Source organism: Acinetobacter sp. 24-47-67, from assembly GCF_056779735.1.
This window is the reverse complement of the sequence record NZ_JBWYIK010000005.1, coordinates 98,152-116,508: the sequence shown is the minus strand read 5'-3', so window position 1 is coordinate 116,508 and position 18,357 is coordinate 98,152. Positions and strand designations below refer to the sequence as shown.

17 protein-coding genes are annotated in these 18,357 nt (G+C 38.2%); 6 read left to right on the top strand and 11 right to left on the bottom strand.

The genetic code is table 11. The features are described from left to right. Window positions 1-57: 57 nt before the first annotated feature. A complete protein-coding gene (locus tag AC1M9K_RS08400; protein WP_481589022.1) occupies window positions 58-2,214 on the bottom strand; it encodes a TonB-dependent receptor in 2,157 nt (718 codons plus the stop codon). A 132-nt stretch (window positions 2,215-2,346) separates the two neighbouring features. Continuing rightward, complete coding sequence (locus tag AC1M9K_RS08395; RefSeq protein ID WP_481589021.1) at window positions 2,347-2,949, bottom strand: LysE/ArgO family amino acid transporter; 603 nt, start codon at window positions 2,947-2,949, stop codon at window positions 2,347-2,349. 101 nt (window positions 2,950-3,050) lie between these two features. On the opposite strand from AC1M9K_RS08395, the gene AC1M9K_RS08390 reads away from it, so the two are divergent. Then, window positions 3,051-3,932: a LysR family transcriptional regulator ArgP gene (locus AC1M9K_RS08390; RefSeq protein ID WP_481589050.1), complete on the top strand. Its 882-nt coding sequence runs from the start codon at window positions 3,051-3,053 to the stop codon at window positions 3,930-3,932. 27 nt (window positions 3,933-3,959) lie between these two features. On the opposite strand, the gene AC1M9K_RS08385 is transcribed toward AC1M9K_RS08390, so the two are convergent. Then, on the bottom strand, window positions 3,960-4,517 hold the full coding sequence (locus AC1M9K_RS08385) for a YceI family protein (protein ID WP_481589020.1): 558 nt from the start codon (window positions 4,515-4,517) through the stop codon (window positions 3,960-3,962). Window positions 4,518-4,549: 32 nt separating this feature from the next. Next, window positions 4,550-5,131 carry a nicotinate-nicotinamide nucleotide adenylyltransferase gene (locus AC1M9K_RS08380; protein WP_481589019.1) on the bottom strand — a complete coding sequence of 194 codons (582 nt, stop codon included), beginning with the start codon at window positions 5,129-5,131 and terminating at the stop codon, window positions 4,550-4,552. 103 nt (window positions 5,132-5,234) lie between these two features. Here AC1M9K_RS08380 and AC1M9K_RS08375 point away from each other — a divergent pair, with 103 nt between their 5' ends. From AC1M9K_RS08375 to AC1M9K_RS08365, 3 genes are all read left to right on the top strand, one after another. Then, window positions 5,235-6,035, top strand: coding sequence for an enoyl-CoA hydratase-related protein (locus tag AC1M9K_RS08375; protein ID WP_180028453.1), 801 nt, complete (start codon window positions 5,235-5,237; stop codon window positions 6,033-6,035). 56 nt (window positions 6,036-6,091) lie between these two features. After that, complete coding sequence (locus AC1M9K_RS08370) at window positions 6,092-6,841, top strand: nitroreductase family protein (RefSeq protein WP_481589018.1); 750 nt, start codon at window positions 6,092-6,094, stop codon at window positions 6,839-6,841. 606 nt (window positions 6,842-7,447) lie between these two features. Further along, the gene (locus AC1M9K_RS08365) at window positions 7,448-8,530 is read left to right on the top strand and encodes a helix-turn-helix domain-containing protein (RefSeq protein WP_481589017.1); all 1,083 of its coding nucleotides are present in this window, start codon (window positions 7,448-7,450) and stop codon (window positions 8,528-8,530) included. On the opposite strand, the gene AC1M9K_RS08360 is transcribed toward AC1M9K_RS08365, so the two are convergent. Next, window positions 8,479-8,796: a YqfO family protein gene (locus tag AC1M9K_RS08360; RefSeq protein WP_092767083.1), complete on the bottom strand. Its 318-nt coding sequence runs from the start codon at window positions 8,794-8,796 to the stop codon at window positions 8,479-8,481. The genes AC1M9K_RS08365 and AC1M9K_RS08360 overlap by 52 nt on opposite strands. Next, window positions 8,789-9,697: a LysR family transcriptional regulator gene (locus AC1M9K_RS08355; RefSeq protein ID WP_481589016.1), complete on the bottom strand. Its 909-nt coding sequence runs from the start codon at window positions 9,695-9,697 to the stop codon at window positions 8,789-8,791. The genes AC1M9K_RS08360 and AC1M9K_RS08355 overlap by 8 nt, the downstream gene beginning before the upstream one ends. Window positions 9,698-9,856: 159 nt before the next feature. Between AC1M9K_RS08355 and AC1M9K_RS08350 the strand changes: the two genes are divergently transcribed. Further along, window positions 9,857-11,599 (top strand): FAD-dependent monooxygenase, encoded by a 1,743-nt coding sequence (locus tag AC1M9K_RS08350; RefSeq protein WP_481589015.1) that lies wholly within the window; start codon window positions 9,857-9,859, stop codon window positions 11,597-11,599. A 122-nt stretch (window positions 11,600-11,721) separates the two neighbouring features. On the opposite strand, the gene AC1M9K_RS08345 is transcribed toward AC1M9K_RS08350, so the two are convergent. Continuing rightward, entirely contained in the window at window positions 11,722-11,943 is a 222-nt protein-coding gene (locus AC1M9K_RS08345) for a hypothetical protein (RefSeq protein ID WP_481589014.1), read from the bottom strand. A gap of 701 nt (window positions 11,944-12,644) precedes the next feature. On the opposite strand from AC1M9K_RS08345, the gene AC1M9K_RS08340 reads away from it, so the two are divergent. Beyond that, window positions 12,645-13,121, top strand: a complete 477-nt coding sequence (locus AC1M9K_RS08340) for a hypothetical protein (protein WP_481589013.1) — start codon at window positions 12,645-12,647, stop codon at window positions 13,119-13,121. Window positions 13,122-13,209: 88 nt separating this feature from the next. On the opposite strand, the gene AC1M9K_RS08335 is transcribed toward AC1M9K_RS08340, so the two are convergent. The 4 genes from AC1M9K_RS08335 to purL form a co-directional block, all read right to left on the bottom strand. Further along, window positions 13,210-13,317 (bottom strand): KGW motif small protein, encoded by a 108-nt coding sequence (locus tag AC1M9K_RS08335; RefSeq protein WP_373687177.1) that lies wholly within the window; start codon window positions 13,315-13,317, stop codon window positions 13,210-13,212. Window positions 13,318-13,609: 292 nt separating this feature from the next. Continuing rightward, window positions 13,610-14,134, bottom strand: coding sequence for an abortive infection family protein (locus tag AC1M9K_RS08330; RefSeq protein WP_481589012.1), 525 nt, complete (start codon window positions 14,132-14,134; stop codon window positions 13,610-13,612). Between the two features lie 37 nt (window positions 14,135-14,171). Continuing rightward, entirely contained in the window at window positions 14,172-14,348 is a 177-nt protein-coding gene (locus AC1M9K_RS08325; RefSeq protein WP_481589011.1) for a hypothetical protein, read from the bottom strand. A gap of 104 nt (window positions 14,349-14,452) precedes the next feature. Continuing rightward, window positions 14,453-18,286, bottom strand: a complete 3,834-nt coding sequence (purL, locus tag AC1M9K_RS08320) for a phosphoribosylformylglycinamidine synthase (protein WP_481589010.1) — start codon at window positions 18,284-18,286, stop codon at window positions 14,453-14,455. Between the last annotated feature and the right edge of the window lie 71 nt (window positions 18,287-18,357).

Sequence of the window (18,357 nt, the reverse complement as noted above, 5' to 3'; positions counted from 1 at the left end):
GAAAAAAACCCACGATTGACGTGGGTTTCATCTATTTATACTTCTTTTTAACTACGATTAGAAATCAAAACTTACTCCAAGTTTATAAGTTCTTGATCCACCAATCAGCGCATAATTCGAGTTAAAAGCACCTTCCCAATATTTTTTATCTGTAATGTTATCAACATTAGCTAAGAACGTCGTATTCACGCCGCCAAGCTTGGTCTTATAACGTGCACCTAAATCGATGACAGTATAATCTGGAAGTTCCAAGGTATTGGTATCATTTAAATACTGTTCGCTGACATAACTTGCTCTGGCATTTAAATTTAATCCTTCGAGTTGTGGGACATCATAATCCACCCCAAGCGTTGCGGTAAAATCAGGTACGCCAAAAACTTGATTTCCTTGATTCATTTGAGCTTTGGAATATTTTGCATCAATATAAGCCATACTTCCCATTAGGTTTAAATCTTCAGTAATGGCTCCAGAAAATGACCACTCAATGCCGCGTGATCGAGTTTCAGCACCATCTGTTGTAATTTGATTAATTGTTACACCATTTTCTGTATAAGGTTCAATCGACTTGCTCATCGTGCTTGGTTTTTCAATTTGATAGAGTGCCAGCGTATTCAGCCAAGTTCCATGCTGATGTTTTGCACCTAACTCATATTGCTTCGTCACAAACGGCGCAAAAGTGACTTTGTCGTTTGCATCATTGACATTATCAACGGTCGATCCTTCTGATAACCCTTCTACATAGCTTGCATATAGTGACAAGTCTTCACCAAAAGGTTTAACGACGATCCCTAAACTTGGTGAAATACGGCCTTCTTGGTAATTTTTTTTGGTCTGTAAATTATTCGTTTCAATATCTTGATAACGAGCGCCTACAATCAATTGAAGCTGATCATTCAATAATGAAATTTGATCAGTCAATGTATAACTGATGTACTTATTATCTGCTAAAGGTGCAATTTCTGGACGCTGTAAAGGCATATTGCCTTCTTTACTTGGGTCATAAAGATTGGTGTTAAAATCTACAGGAGGAGCTCCACGTCCTTTATGTTGATCCGATTTTTTATTTAAATAATCTGCACGCAATCCAACATTATGCTGTATTCCAGCAGTATCAAATTTTCCTTCAACCCCAATGTGTGCTGTTTTATTTTTTTCATTTGCACCCACTCGGTAATATTGGGAAGAGGCATCGCCGTCCTCATTCTTTACGATCATTCGTGTACCGAATAAATGACCATCATATGATTTTTCAGCATATCCTAGACCAGCAAAGGTTTTCAAATAGGGAGAAAATTGATATTCACCTGATAAGCCAGCAAATTTACTGTCAGAATTCCCTTCTAACCACGGAAAATAGTTTTGGTCACCTTTAGGCGGTGCAATGACTTTGTTAACTGTATCTTTTCCACCCAGTGCAACCATTGTTGGTGACCCACCATCGCGATTTTGCTTAATAGCATAACTATCAAAATTAATTTTAAGTTTATCCGTGGTGTAATCCGCAGCGATGGAACCAAGAACTAGGCGATCATTCATATCATTAATGATATGTTCACCATCACCATATGCACCATTGACCCGAACACCAAACTCACGGTTTGCACCAAATCGTCTTGAGACATCAATACCTGATTGATAGTAGCCGCCATCTTGGTATTGTGTGTTTAGTCTTGTCATGTCTTGGTCAGCGCGTTTAGAGTTGGCAATGACCACACCACCAACGCCTCCATTCGGTGCCATACCAGCGACAATTGCATTTGGTCCTTTCAAAACTGTCACTGATTCTAAAAATTCAGTCGGCACTTTTCCGTATGGTGCAATACCATAAAATCCGTTGTAGTTCATATCCTCATGATTTAAGTCAAAACCACGAATTTTGAAGTTTTCGTTTAAATGACCTTGATTTGTCGTCAGTCGAATACTGGCATCATTTTTTAAAACATCACCTACGGTGGATGCCTGTCTTTCTCGTATTAATTGCTCCTCATATTGCATTACAGTGAATGGTGTATCGATTAATTTTTTTTCACCTAAAGCACCCAACTTAGATACATTGCTTAATTTTCCATCTGCATAAGCATTTATCGCTTCAGCTTGTGTTGTAATCGTAGGAAGTTGGTTTTGATCATTTGCCCATGTGATAGTCGCTATACCGCCACTCATCATAAGAACACTTACAGATTGAGAGAGTAATTTGGTACTGTAATTTTTCATTTTCGGAACAATTAATAATAATGAGAATCATTATTATATGATTCTCATTATTATCTTTATGTGAGTTTTTGTTCATTAAATGTTGTCATCTAATCGACGTACAAGCTTTAGAGGAATTTATCTAATCAATATTCATATAATTAAGTGATAGGCGATGTACCACATGATTAAAGCAATCAAAATATCCAAGACTTGCCATGCGCGGGGATTGTGAAAGTAAGCTGATAGATATTGCGCACCAAAACCCAAACTAAAGAAAAATAACCATGATGCCGTGATCGCACCGATAGCAAACGATAATAAGTGATCTTCAAATTGCGTCGATATTGCGCCTACAAGCACGACAGTATCTAGATACACATGGGGATTCAGCCATGTGAATGCCAAGCAAACGAGAATAATTTTAAACCATGAAACAGCCGTATGATGATCAAGACTCATCGTTTTTTTGGGCGAAAATGCTTGATAAAAATGATGGACACCATATATCACTAGAAATGCAGCGCCACCCCATTGTGCATATGTCATCACTTGTGGATGGACTGAGATAAACTGCCCAAATCCAAATACACCAGCCAAAATTAAAAGTGAGTCTGAAAAGGCGCAAATGAGGCAAATAGACAGAACATATTCTTTTTTTAAGCCCTGTTTAAGCACAAAAGCATTCTGAGCACCTATCGCCATAATCAAACTTAAACTCGTTACAAAGCCATTAAAGAGTACGGATAAAGACATAAAACACCTAATATTTATCATTAGGCGGATTATGAACAATTCAATCTTAAATTGAGTATTATTAAATTAATATTAAGTTCATTAAGTTTTATTAAATCATGATGTTCAATTATAAAGACTGTGTCGCGTTTATCACCGTGGCGGAAACTGGAAGTTTTGATCTGGCTGCTAAAAAGCTTTGTCTCTCTGCGGCTGCAATTACTCTTCGAATCCAACAATTGGAACGGCAGATTGGGCAGACATTAATCCTGAGAGAACGACCTTGTCGTGTGACACATTCAGGTGAAATATTGCTTGAACATTTATTAAGGCAAAAGCGTCAAGAAGAAAATGTTCTGCAACTTATTCAGGGGAAAAATCTAAATTCTGAGTTTTATAAAATTATCATTGGAACGAATGCAGATTCATTAGAAACTTGGCTTTTGCCCACGATTGCTAAACAATTAATAGAGCATAAAATCACAATACAACTTCGAATAGATGATCAGGATCATACGCATCAATTAATGGAATCTGGCTATGTAAATGCGTGTATAAGTGCTGAATCCCAACCTAAGACAGGTTGCCACTCAGAATTTTTGTTCACGATGCGTTATCAAATGGTATGTACGCCAGAATTCAAAATAACATGGTTTAAAAACGGACTAAATCGCGATTCCTTTCGCCGTGCGCCTGCGGTCATCTTTAATGATAAAGATCATTTACATGAAACGGTTCTATTGAATCAATTTGGATTACCGCAATCTAGTTATCCATATCATTATGTCCCCTCCTCAAAGTCATTTGTCGATGCAATCCAACTCGGCTTAGGCTATGGCATGGTGCCTGAACTGCAAATTCAACACTTACTCGATCAAGGACTATTGATTTGTTTGTTGCCTGAGGCAACACAAGACGTTGATCTATATTGGCATCATTGGAAACAGCAGTCCCTACAACTCAAACATATTACTGACATACTCATGACACTAAAAAAGCAGTGAGTGAATCACTGCTTTCTTTTCATCGATTTAGTTGGCTTTCCATTGCCCTTCAAGCTTGATATTCACTTTTTCGCCAATTCCACCAATCGCTTTGCGCATACCGAAATCACTCCGGTTGATGACTGTTGAAGATTGTACATTCAACACATTTGGATTCAATGCATTTGGAGTTAAAGTTGTATCAAATGAAACTGGGCGCGTCACACCACGCATGGTGAGTTGTCCATCAAATTTGTATTTATTATTTCCTAAAGCACGAATTTGATTACTTTGAAAGGTCACAGTTTTATATTTGCTTGCATGAAAGAAACTGTCACCAAAGACCATATCCTTTAAAGAGTTTTTGCTCAGTTTAAGGCTATTCACATCCATCACAAATTTAGCTGAACCTTGATTAGGCTGTGCCGGATCAAAACTCATCTGTGATTGATACTTTTGAAATTGCCCATTTACAATCGACATTCCTGCAGATCGGATATCAAAGCTGATCTTACTGCTAGGTGATAGTGTCCATGTTTGCGCTTGAGCAAAAACAGAAGCAGACAATAGCACTGTGGCCAAACTCATTTGTGTAATAGTACGCACGATTTCCCTCGGTTTTCTTGTGTTAAACACAATCATTCAATTGATTCACTCAAACTTGTACTGTCTTGACGTTGGTATTTAGTTTTCAGTTGTTTGTAAATTTCTAAATTTTGAAACGCTTGTAAAAATTGAATGGTTCCGTGGGGAAGTTCTTTTTCCATAATTTCCCCCCGATAGTATGCTTCACGAAGTGGTGTTGCAGAAATTGCACCTTTTAAACTATCGAGTTCCAACATCTCCCATTCTGGGAAAAATTTGAGGTAATAGGATGAGTCATCTTTAAAGTGACCGATTAAGCCGACTTGATCACTTGGCTGTACTACATCCGCCACTAAAGATTTGACCAATTTTTGCCATTTTTCATCATTATAAACATCAATGACGTGTACAAATTTGATTCTTGCCTGTTGATCAGGAGAAAAGTTAGACAAAATCATCTGTTCACGTTCAATGGCTAAAAATGGATTTTTTATATTCCGCTCTAATTGAGCAGAACCAAGCGCTAAAATAACGTTCTGGCTATGCGTCAGCGCAATTTTAATGGTTTCCATATGTGCCAAATGAAAAGGCTGAAAACGTCCGATATAAACCAAATAATCAAATTTATAATTCATCGCCAAGTCACGTTTATGAACTGATCAGTTATGTCACTCTTCGCCAGAATACGACATAATAGATTTCATAAAATCTATATTAATTGAAAGCAAGGATAGTACGATGTCATTAAGTTGTATTCAACAACCTCATGAGCATTTAAATGCAAAATTAGAAGATGGTGTGCTGACCTTGGCGATTAATCGTCCTAAAGCCAAAAATGCATTATACGGCGAATTATACCTATGGATCGCCAAAGCCCTTGATGAAGCAGACAAAGATCAAGCTGTTCGTGTGGTCATTTTACGTGGCGAAGATGCGGATTTCAGTGCTGGTAATGATATGCAAGACTTCATGAAATCTGCGGCGATGAAAGATCAAATTCGTCCAGAAGATGGTCCTCCTTTTGTGCTTTTAAAATCTGCTGCTAAATTTTCTAAACCCTTGATTGCTGCGGTACGTGGTGTCGCAATTGGTATTGGCGTAACGATCTTATTGCATTGTGACTTAGTTTATGCAGATAACACTGCTTTGTTCCAAATTCCATTTGTAAGCTTAGGTCTTTCACCTGAAGGCGCATCTAGTAAATTACTAGCACGTCAAGCAGGTCATGTGAAAGCAGCAGAACTTTTATTAACTGCTGATAAATTCGACAGTGAAAAAGCATTGGCTGCAAACTTGATCAACAGTATTGAATCTGACGTTTATGCAATTGCCGCTCAAAAAGCCACTCAACTGGCTTCACTACCACTTGCTTCTCTCGTGCAATCTAAAGCCTTAATGAAACATGATGTTGATGAGATCGTGTCCTGGATTGATCATGAAGCAGTAATCTTTATGGGGCGCGTCGGTTCTCCAGAAATGATGGAAGCTGTACAAGCTTTTATGCAAAAACGTAAACCTGATTTCACACAATTTAATTAAGCTAAAAGATCCGAGTCTCACGACTCGGTGAATACTCTCTATCTAAGGAATGGATCATGACGACTGAAAAAAAACGCTACTACGAACCTGCACCACAAGGCATTGATGTTGAAAATTTCAAAAAGGTCGTGACCAGTCGTCGATCTGTTCGGAAGTTTACAGAAAAACCTATACCGTCTGATATCCTCGATCAATGTTTAGATTTAGCACTCTTGGCCCCTAATTCATCTAACTTACAACCTTGGACTTTTTATGTTGTCCAAAATCCTGAAAAGAAACAAAAGATTGTAAAAGCGTGTCTAAATCAATGGGCTGCGCGCACAGCGGCTGAATTGATTGTCTGTGTCGCACGTACAGATCGAATTAATGAAATGGCAAAGCTGAATATTCAAGAATTTCCATTTCCTGAGATTCCTCCACTCGTCAAAAAATATTACACCTATATTCCACTGAATTATAAAACGGGTTACTTAAATGCAATTGGTAACTTTAAGAAAGTAACTTTCAAAGTAGCACGTACTTTTGACAAACAAATGCCTGTTACCGCTTTTACACCTGCGGATGCCAAACTTTGGGCAGCGAAGACAACAGCTTTAGCCTGCGAAAATCTTGTACTCGCGCTCAGAGCTTATGGATTCGACAGTTGTATGATGGAAGGTTTTGACGAACCTTTAGTATGTAAAACATTGGGGCTCAATGCTAAAGAGTTTCCAATTATGGTCATTGGTGCGGGAGAGCGTGCTGAAGATGGTGTGTTCTTCCCACAATATCGTTTCGATCGAGACTTATTTATTCAAAAAGTTTAAATGTAATATCACACATTTTTGATGACTTATTTTTCGTGTTGACACTTCAAACAATTGCTTAATGTTTGTAGTGTCAATTTTTTCTTTTATCTCGATTTATATTTTTGATTGTATTTTTCCAAAAATGATTTTAAGCCAAAATATTAATTGAGAATAAGATGAAAATTAAACTTCCCTCAAGCATTGTTAAACATATAGATTATTCATCTCTTGTAAATGGTCAAGCTTTTGATCCAAACACTGCGACACACACACCTGTCGGGAAATATACCTGTGTACACTACGGGATCATGATTCCTAATCTACCTGCCCCATTCAACTTTTTAAATATGATTGTGGTTGCAGGACAACCTCTCGTTAAAATATTCAGGTCAATTCAAAGGTCAGCATATTCAGGGTCGAGGTTATATTGAGTATATTGATCCTATAAGCAATTAAGCGCTTCAAAATAAACTTTCAATAATTAAGCCTCATGAGATGGGGCTTTGACATTTAAAGACATGTTCATTCATTCAAATTATTTCTAAACTCATTTCAACATTATAATTTCAGCATTTTAAACTGAGGATAGAGCATCCTTAGTTTTTCCAATGCATGACTTGAGTCTTGAATATCGGTATGAGCGCAAGAAAAAGTAAAATCAGAACCGATGCTGGTATTTTTCCAAGCATGGTATACGAGACAATGCAAAATATGGGCGTTGATGTGGATTTAATATTTTCGCAATTAAATGCGTTACAACATCCAATCGACTATCCTCAACGCGATTTAAGATATGACAATCGTGTTCAAAAAAAATTCTGGGAACTCACAGAAGTTATTACACAAAATTCCAATATTGGTTTAACTGTCGGTCACCATCTCCCCACTTTTCGTGGTCAACTTTTTGAATACATTTTTTTAAGTAGTGCAAATTTTGGCGATGCATTAAAAATAGCAATGAAATACTATCAATATTTCACTACAGGATTGGATATTGAACTTCACATAGAAGATGACACCGTTACCCTAAAAGGTTTTCATCACCCTGTCCGTCATTATTTAGAATGTACGATTACCATTGTTTTATCTTTTTTTGATTATATCAGTCAGGGAAAATTTCAAGCACAAGAAATTTGGCTCAGCTACGACAATACAGAATTTCAGGACTTATATCATGAGCTATGGCATTGCCCAGTTTATTTTAATCAGCCTTATGGTTGTATAAAATTCAAAGCAGAAATTCTAGAATATGCCTCTCCGTCTGCTCAACCTGATTTATTTCTGTTACATCAAGCTATCATTGAGAAGCACATTGAACTTGTAGATAAACATGAACTAGTCATTCAAATTGAAGAGGCTTTAGGCGAACAACTAAAATTAAGACAATTCGCTCTAGAAGATATCGCAAGAATTCTTCAGCTTTCCCCGCGTAAAATCCAAATTTCACTCAAAGATATTGGAACGAATTACGAGAATGTTCTAACGTCATTCAGACAAAAACTTGCTCGTCAGTTATTAGCGAAAACTACACTCAAACATGATGAAATAGTCTATTTAACAGGGTTTTCAGAGCCATCAGCCTTTTCTCGAGCCTTCAAATATTGGACAGGAGAATCTCCATCCTCGTATCGTCAGCGCATACAAAATTCAACCGATCATGGGTCAATAGAGATAATGTGTAAGAATTCAAAAGCTGGTTCTTCATAAGGATGACTGGCTTTTAATGCACGTGCCACTTCTATGGCTTTATCTTCAGGCACAATAGTTTCTACACGCCACTCTTCAACTTGTTCAAGCTCTCCAACTTGACCTATAAATGGTTGAGCCCCATTCACGGGTTTAAATTGACCTAAGCCCTTGACCTGCCAAGCACACTGCTCATAATCACCAATTCCGCCTGCACCTGCTTCAAATACTGCCTGCTTCGTCAACTCTAGATGTGATTCTGGTACAAAATAGATCAGTTTAAGCATGATTAACCTCTTCCACGCTTTTCCCCTCTGTTGTCATTTGCATAAGGGCTTCAGTAATCATTTTCAATGCAATATTGTTTGAATGACGATGATAATTCGCATATAGACCAAGCTGTGGTAATTGCTCATCTGTTTTCACAATTTTGATATTATGATTTAAAAACTTCAGGAGGTATTCGGGAGCAAAACTAAAGCCCATTCCCAAATTAATCAGATTGATATGCTGTAATACATTAGTCACCCACAGCATTTGATCATCCATCTTTTCGAAGGGAACTAGAACATTTAATTTGTCATAGAATACTGGTGAAGCATTTTGTTCACACATAATCACTGATGAATTTTTTAACTCTTGTAGTTTCAATGTCCGTTCTGAAGGATGAAGATTGTCCGCAGCCACCAAATAAATTTGTTCTGTCAGAATATGGATATCTTCATAATCTGAATGATCCATTTTGTATCGAGTAAAACATATATCAAGTTCAGCATTTCTAAGTTTTTGTATTTGCTCAGTACAGGTCAAACTGTGTAAATGAATTTTAAGATTAGGAATATTCTTTCTTAACTGTGCCAGAATGCTAGGCATCAATTTCAGTTCAGCTACATTCAAAAATCCAATGTGAATCTGATTATTCTTTTGCTGAGCGACCTGTCTGGCTGCAGCTACAGCTTGCTTGGCATTGTCCAGCGTCAAAGCTGCATATTTTAAAAATGCTTCCCCCTCATCAGTCAGTTTGACTTTACGAGTGGTCCGATCAAATAAAGTAACACCGACTTCGTGTTCAAGATCTTTAATTTGCTGACTGAGTGATGGTTGTGCGGTATAGAGCTTTTCGGCAGCTTTAGTAAAGCTTTGCTCTTGAGCAACAGTCATAAAATACCGTAAATGTCGTAATTCCATATCTCAATCAGCCCATCGTGCATAAGTGCACGTTCATTACTTTGAATTTTATATAGATCGATAGTTTATATGAATACGACTATAGATCACTGCACTTTTTTTCTAGACTGACTCAATTCAAAAACTCTCCCCATGTATTCAATTCATATAGGAAAAAGCATGTCTCAACATTTTGACACTGATGTTCTTGTCATTGGTACTGGTCCTGCTGGTTCAACTCTGGGGCTTGCCCTTGCCAATTATGGCGTCAAAGTTCAATTGTTTACCCAGTTTAATTGGTTAGCCAACAGTCCTCGTGCACATATTACTAATCAACGTGCCATGGAAGTCCTCCGTGATTTAGGTATCGAAGAACAGGTGAAGGAAATCGCAACACCTTGGGAACACATGGGTGAAAGCCTGATCACAACCAGTTTAGTCGGCGAAGAAATTGCCCGTATCAGTGCTTGGGGCACAGGTGATGAGCGTCATGGCGATTATATCAAAGGAAGTCCATGCCCTTTAGTGGATCTTATCCAACCTAAAATGGAAGCACTGCTCGTTAAAAATGCGGCTGAACGAGGCGCTATTTTTAACTTCAATACTGAATATTTATCTCACGTACAAGATGAACACGGCGTGACTGCGACATTCCTCAATCATATTACCAATACCGAATTTAGTTTACGTGCAAAATACTTGGTGGGAATGGACGGTGCACGTTCAAAAGTTGTTGAACAATTGGAATTACCACTTGAAGGCGTTATGGCGCGGGCTGGTACAGTGTATGTGACCTTTAAGGCGGACTTATCTAAATACGTTCAGCACCGCCCTGCGATTTTGCAATGGATTGTCAATCCTGAAGCAAGTTTTGGTGATTTAGGTATGGGGCTATTGCGTGCCATCACCCCATGGAATGAGTGGATAATGGGTTGGGGCTTCGATATTTCCAAAGGCGAGCCTCAAGTGACTGCAGAGCAAGTTCGTGCACGTTTAGATGCTTTCGTGGGTGAGCATGTTGAAGATGTTGAAATTCAAAAATTGTCTTATTGGTATGTGAACCAAACATGGGCAACTGAATATTCGAAAGGTCGTGTATTCTGTGGTGGTGATGCAGTGCATCGTCACCCACCATCAAGTGGTTTAGGCTCAAACACCTGCATGCAAGATGCCTTTAATCTCGGTTGGAAACTTGCATATGCAGTTAAAGGTTGGTCTCAACCTACGCTTCTCGATTCTTATACCGTTGAACGTGCGCCTGTAGGTAAGCAAATTGTTGCACGTGCCAACCAATCACGATTTGATTATAAACACCTCAAAGAAGTTTTTGGTTTTGATCAAGGTGTAACAACCCAAAAGCAAATGCTGGAGCGTATTTTTGCTGAAAATGAACAAGGCGCTGAAATACGTACAAAACTCTACAATGCATTAGCAATTAAAAATTTTGAATTTAATGCTCAAGGTGTTGAACTGAATCAGCGTTATAGCTCAAATGCTGTCATCTCTGAATCAGAACCTGAAGTCTTTAAACAAGATGATCAACTTTACCTTCAAGCCACTACACGCCCAGGAGCAAAAGTACCGCATACTTGGCTCATCAATGCTAAAGGTCAAAAAGTTTCAACTTTAGATATTACGGGCAAAGGTCGTTTTACCTTACTCACTGGCCTGTCAGGCAAAGGCTGGAAACAAGCTGCTGAACAGCTTAATCTTGAGTATTTAGATGTCATTCAAATCGGTTCAAGAGATTATCGTGATGTCTATGGTACATGGAATGCGAAGTCTGAAATTCATGAATCTGGTGCTGTTTTAGTACGTCCAGATGGCTATGTCGCTTGGCGTTATCAAGACAGTACCAATCAATCTTTTGATTATGAAAATACTCTGAGAGCAGTTCTAAAACAGATTCAACTTACTGTTTAAATAATAAAAGCCACCTTAAGGTGGCTTTATTCTGCTGAATTTTTTGGCTAACGTCAGGATTAATAAACAAAGTGTCTTATGATCATGGTCGAAATTTGTTAGATATGTTTATTTGACTTCCTTCATCGTATATACACACAGCTCAACTTGGTATTTCCCTGAGGTGTTTCATCCAAGCTCAGCTCACTAATCCACTTCTCGCCAAAGTATTTTTTCAGTTGATAAAGTACAGTCGATGGGTGTCCTTCAAAAATAAAATAATAAGTGCCAGATTCACTCTCTGAAGTTTTAATTGCTTGAAATGCAATTTTGATAACTCGCACACCATACTTTTCAAAATTCACAGCAAAATCATCTTGAACCATATGTTTGGTTTTATAATTTTGATAAGCATAAATTCCCTGATAAACATTATGGGCTAATTTAATTTCCTGTTTCGTCTGATTTACTTTAATTCCACGCTTTTTTTGTTCATTAAGATCATTTGAAATTTGAAAGATTTGCGCTGACGATTGACAGTTTAAAGAATTTAATTCATCAGTTTATCAACTGTAATATTTGTTGGATAATCATGACTGCAAATAAGTGCCAAGCCTGTTAAGATCAATATTTTTTTCATAGTGACTATTCTAAAATCTAAAATTTATAAAACATTATAACCACGAACAATCTGATGACTCGATTGAGTTTTAAAGTTAAATAATAGTTACTCAGTTTAATTTTACAGGTATTTTTAAGTTCCAAATGTATTTTTCATATAATTCAACAATTTAAAAAATATTTACTCTACAAAATTCTTTATTTAATTGTTTATTGAAATAGTAGAATTAACTTATAGAGGGCTTTTGATAAAAATCTGCCTCACTACTTGTGAGTGACTGTTTGGATATATTCCGTTATTGAACAAAATAGTCATTATTAAGTTTTATTTATACAAATCATCATTAAAGCAAAAAAATTAGCTGGGAATTCAAAGGATTGTCACATTTCTTTCATATCATGACATGGTTCAATTATGAACATATTATAATGAAAGGAGTTTAAAATGAATAAGTTAATTTTATCATCCCTACTTTTAGGTTTGTCTGTTCCAGCGCTCGCTGACTTTAATTGTAACGGTGTAATTAAGAATAAAACCATTGATGACAATGTAAAAGTGACACAACCATGTACGCTTGATCAAGTTACAGTCAAAGGCAATGTAATGCTCTATTCAAATGCGCAAGCAACTATTTTAAATAGCACGATTGACGGTAACCTCGAATCTAAAGGAAATTTTGGTCAAGTGACGGCTAAAAACAATAGCATTGACGGCAATATTCAACTTGAAAAAGGTAAAACGATCCAACTGCACAATAACCGTGTAGATGGCAATATTGAACTTAAAGAAAATCGTTCAAGCATTCAGGTTACTGCAAATCAGGTCGATGGTAATTTAAAATGTGAGTCAAATAGCCAAACTCCAAAAGGCGGACAAAACCGCGTTAAGGGGGACAAAGAAGGACAATGTCGTAGCTTGTAATCATTTATTCGATCAGCATCAACTTAAAGATTCATGAACTGAGCTTTAAATTCGAATTTAAAGAAAGCCACCTTAAGGTGGCTTTTTTTTACGCAGTTAAGAAATAACCTGCAATTAAAAATAGGATTTGAAGACTGGCCACAAAAGCGAATAGCTTCCAGCCTTTTTGCCTCAACTCGTGTTTGTTCAGTATCATCATTGTTTTGGTCATATCGTCACCTCATACCTGAGTTAAAAACGAACCGCATTAAATTCTTACTTATTATGGTTAGCTATATGTCCAATAAACACACTTGTCCTAACCTCTATATAAAAGCAAAAACCAAACCAAGTCCAGTGGGAGAAAGATTTTGAAACCAAATCTATAAAAACAAAAAACCACCAAAATGGTGGCTGAATAAGCTCATGTTAGCGAATCTAAATTTATTTTTCCATAAGGTAAATTTAAGATACTATTTAACAATGCTTTTTATTAATAAATTTATTCATTATTTTTCTTTTAAGCTCCACGTTGAAAATAAAAAAACTGACATTGATCCAGCTAAATTGACTGCCAATTCAGCATGACGCGATGCAGGCTTAAAATTCTTTTTGCCCTGACCATGTGCATCCCCTACTTTGTTTCTCAATGATCCTAAGCCTTCAATCACTGAACTACATCCTCCAAGAATCTGTTTAAAAGTTTGTTCTGTGTGTTGAGAAGGCGCTAAATTTAATTCTTTACTGACTAATCTATACAGTTGATTAATATCAGGTGCATTTCCATAGTCAACTTGATGTTCATCAAGAATATATTTACAAGTCGATTCTAAAAGTGTCCTTGCTAATGTAATAGCACCATCAGGATCAGTTACTCTCCGCTCTAATGCTTTCTGCCATATTTGATGAATATAATCAGAACTTAATTCGTTAATTCTCAACTCCACTACTTGATCTAAGGGAGAAGTATTTCGTCTTTCTAAAACATTCAATAACTCTTTAAATTCTGAATAAATATAATTCTCACGTTCCACATAAGATTTAAAATCCCATTTAATTCTCGCTTCAAACTCATCTAAGGTATTGTATCTTTAACAATAAATGGAATATATCCATAAAGGTTTTTTTTATCAGCAATTCTTTTCTAAGCTCTTTAAATGCCTCTGAGGCACCTTTTTCATAACTATCTGTAGCCCTAGCTATTAGCAATTCACGTAAGTGTAATACTTTTTCAATTAAACCAGACATTTGAGAACTCTTTATTTATTTTCAACTCAATTTTACATCTTCAAAACAATAATTTACTTATGAAAAAGCCACCTTATGGTGGCTTTTTCAATCTATTGATTTAATCAACCAATAAACTTACGAGCATTACGGAACATACGTAACCATGCACCATCTTGATCCCAATCTTCAGGTTTCCAAGAGTGCTGAATCGCACGGAAGTTACGCTCTGGATGAGGCATCATAATCGTTGCACGACCATCAGTTGAAGTCACACCTGTAATTGCTTCAGGTGAGCCGTTCGGGTTCAATGGGTAATGTTGAGTTGGATTACCTTGGCTATCAACATAACGTAAAGTCACTTGATTACCCGCATTCAATGCAGCAATAGAGCTGTCCGCTGCAACAACGCGACCTTCACCATGCGCCACAGCAATTGGTAAAATCGAACCTTCCATACCTTCTAACAGTACAGATTTAGATTTTTCAACACGAACGTTTACAGCTCGCGCTTCAAACATTTCTGATACGTTACGATGGAAACGTGGCCAGTTTTCAGCACCTGGAATGAGTGGAGCCAATTGAGACAACATTTGGCAACCGTTACAGATACCGAGTGAGAATGTTTCTTGACGGTTAAAGAATTTCTCAAATTGATCACGAAGTTTAGGATTGAACAATACTGACTTCGCCCAACCACCACCAGCGCCTAAAACGTCACCGTAAGAGAAACCACCACATGCCACTAAACCTTCAAATTCATCAAGGCTTACACGACCAGCGAGTAGGTCACTCATATGGACATCAATCGTATTGAAACCAACTTTGTCGAATGCAGCTGCCATCTCCACATGACCATTTACACCCTGCTCACGCAAGATTGCCATATTCGGACGACGTGTATTGATATACGGTGCTTCAATTTCTTCATTCAAATCGAATGTCGCTTTTGCAATAAGACCTTTATGATCTTTATTCGCAATTAGACTATATTCTTGATCTGCAGTTTCCACGTTGTCACGTAAACGTTGAATCTGATGTGACACTTCAGTCCAAGCTTGTTGCAGTTCAACACGATCTAGCGTTAAACCATTGATCGTTAGCGTATCAGTAGTATTCACTGTACCAACGACACTGATCGCATCTTTTAAGCTTGATGCTGAAACTTCAGTCTGTAGTGCATCCCAATCAGCTTTAGCAATTTGTAATACTGCACCAATTTCTTCAGCAAATAAGCTTGCTACAGATTGATCTTCTAAAGCCACACCCAAACGTGAAGCGAACATCATCTCTGCAACAGTTGCGATTAAACCACCATCACCGATATCATGGTAAGCTTTAATTAAGCCACGGTTGTTCCAATCTTGCACCAATGCAAAGAATGCTTTGAAGTCATCGAAGCTATCTACATCTGGTGTAACCGAACCAATTGCTTTATACACTTGCGCAAGGATCGAACCACCAAGACGGAATCGACCTTTAGACAAATCAATACGTACAAGTACTGAATCTAAGTTTTTCAATTCTGGTGTTAATGTCTTACGCACATCAGTCACTGGTGCAAATGCTGTGATCACACCTGACATTGGAGAAGTTACAGACTTATCTTCACCTTCGTCATTCCAAGTCGTACGCATCGATAAAGAATCTTTACCTACAGGAATTGCGATGCCAAGCGCAGGACACATTTCCATACCGATGGCTTTTACACCTTCAAATAATGCTTGGTCTTCGCCTACTTGACCTGCTGCAGCCATCCAATTCGCAGACAATTTAATGTCGCTGATTTTCTCGATTTTTGCAGACATGATGTTGGTGATTGACTCAGCCACTGCTAAACGTGCAGATGCCGCAGGATTTAACAATGCTACAGGTGGACGTTCACCCATTGCCATTGCTTCGCCTGTGTAGCCCACTAAACTTGTTGTTGTTACCGCAGCATCTGCTACAGGCACTTGCCATGGACCAACCATTTGGTCACGTGCAACCATACCTGTAATTGAACGGTCACCAATGGTAATTAAGAATGATTTAGACGCAACTGTTGGGTTCTTAATCACACGGTAAATCGCATCTTTAAGATCAGTCACTTGTGCAGCATCAAAGTCATCACCGTGACGTTCTATACAGTCATACGCGCGGCTCATACGTGGCGTACCACCTAAGATCACTTGCATTGGTACATCAACTGGGTTGTTACCAAACAATGGATCTTCAACCGTTAAATGACGCGCTTCAGTCGCTTCACCTAATACGGCAAACGGACAACGTTCACGCGCACAGATTGATTCAAATAATTCTAATGAAGATGGACGGATCGCCAATACATAACGCTCTTGCGCTTCATTTGACCAAATTTCCATTGGCGCCATACCTGGCTCCAATGATGGTACTTTACGAAGATCAAGTTTTGCACCTAATTCGTGGTCATTTACCAGTTCAGGCATCGCATTTGAAATACCACCTGCACCCACGTCATGTACAGACACGATTGGGTTGTGGTCTTCCATACGCCAGCAGGTATCAATTACTTCTTGGCAACGACGTTCCATTTCTGGGTTTTCACGTTGTACAGAAGCAAAGTCTAAGTTCTCGCCCATTGTACCGCTATCTACAGAAGATGCCGCCCCCCCCCCAAGACCGATGAGCATTGCAGGACCACCAAGCACGATCAATAAATCGCCCGGTTGGATCGCATCTTTTTCAACATGGTCAGGACGGATGTTACCGTAACCACCAGCAATCATAATTGGCTTATGGAAACCTTTTACATCTCCATTTACATTTTGCTCGAATGTACGGAAGTAACCATTTAACGCAGGACGACCAAATTCGTTGTTAAAGGCAGCACCACCCAATGGACCTTCAATCATAATTTGAAGTGGAGATGCCATACGAGATGGTTTACCGTAGTTTTCTTCCCATGGCTGTTCGAAGCCTGGAATATTCAAGTTAGATGTAGTGAAACCTGTTAAGCCTGCTTTTGGCTTACCACCACGACCTGTTGCACCTTCATCACGGATTTCACCGCCCGAACCTGTTGCCGCACCTGCAAATGGTGCAATCGCTGTAGGATGATTGTGGGTTTCCACTTTCATTAAGATGTGGGCAGCTTGGCTCTTATATTTATAAACATAATGACCGTTTTCATCTTTTTTCGGATAAAAACGTTGCGTATCAAAACCAACAATCACTGAAGCATTGTCTTTATATGCTGACAATACATCTGTAGGTGATTCTTTATAGGTATTTTTAATCATTTGGAACAATGACAATGGTTGGACTTCACCATCAATTGTCCATTCTGAACCAAAGATTTTATGACGACAATGCTCAGAGTTCGCTTGTGCAAACATCATGAGTTCAATGTCATGCGGATTGCGACCTAACTTGATAAATGCATCAGTCAAGTAATCAATTTCTTCATCCGATAAAGCAAAACCAAATTCAGAGTTTGCTTTAACGAGCGCTTCTTTACCTAGACCTAGAATATCAATCGAGTTCAGCGGTTTTGGCTCAGTTTCAGTGAATAAAGCAGCAGCATCGTCAATTTGATTGAAAACACTTTCTGTCATTCGGTCATGCAGAATTTGCTTAATTTCATTTGAAACGTCTTTTACACCCTTCAAAGTAAACAAAACACCGCGTTCAAGACGATGAACCGGTGTGTTGCAGTTCGCGAAAATATCGGTCGCTTTTGAAGACCACGGCGAAATTGTGCCTACGCGTGGAGTGACTAAGATTTGAATCTCATCTGTGGCTGCTTGGCGTAATTCAAATGACGCACCATCATTTAGAAGCTGTAAAGCGGATTGCTGTTGTTGCTCGTTGAGCGCTTGGTCGAATAAATAAACCCATTGACTTTCTATTGATTGAACCGAACTAATTGACTGTAAACGAGTTAATAGTTGCGTTTGCTTAAAAGAAGAGTGTGCTGGTGCACCGGCCACGATAAACATGCTGATTTTGGCTCCACGGGATGGTCTTTTGAACCATGCCACAATGTGACTTGAAGAGAGCGCATATTCTA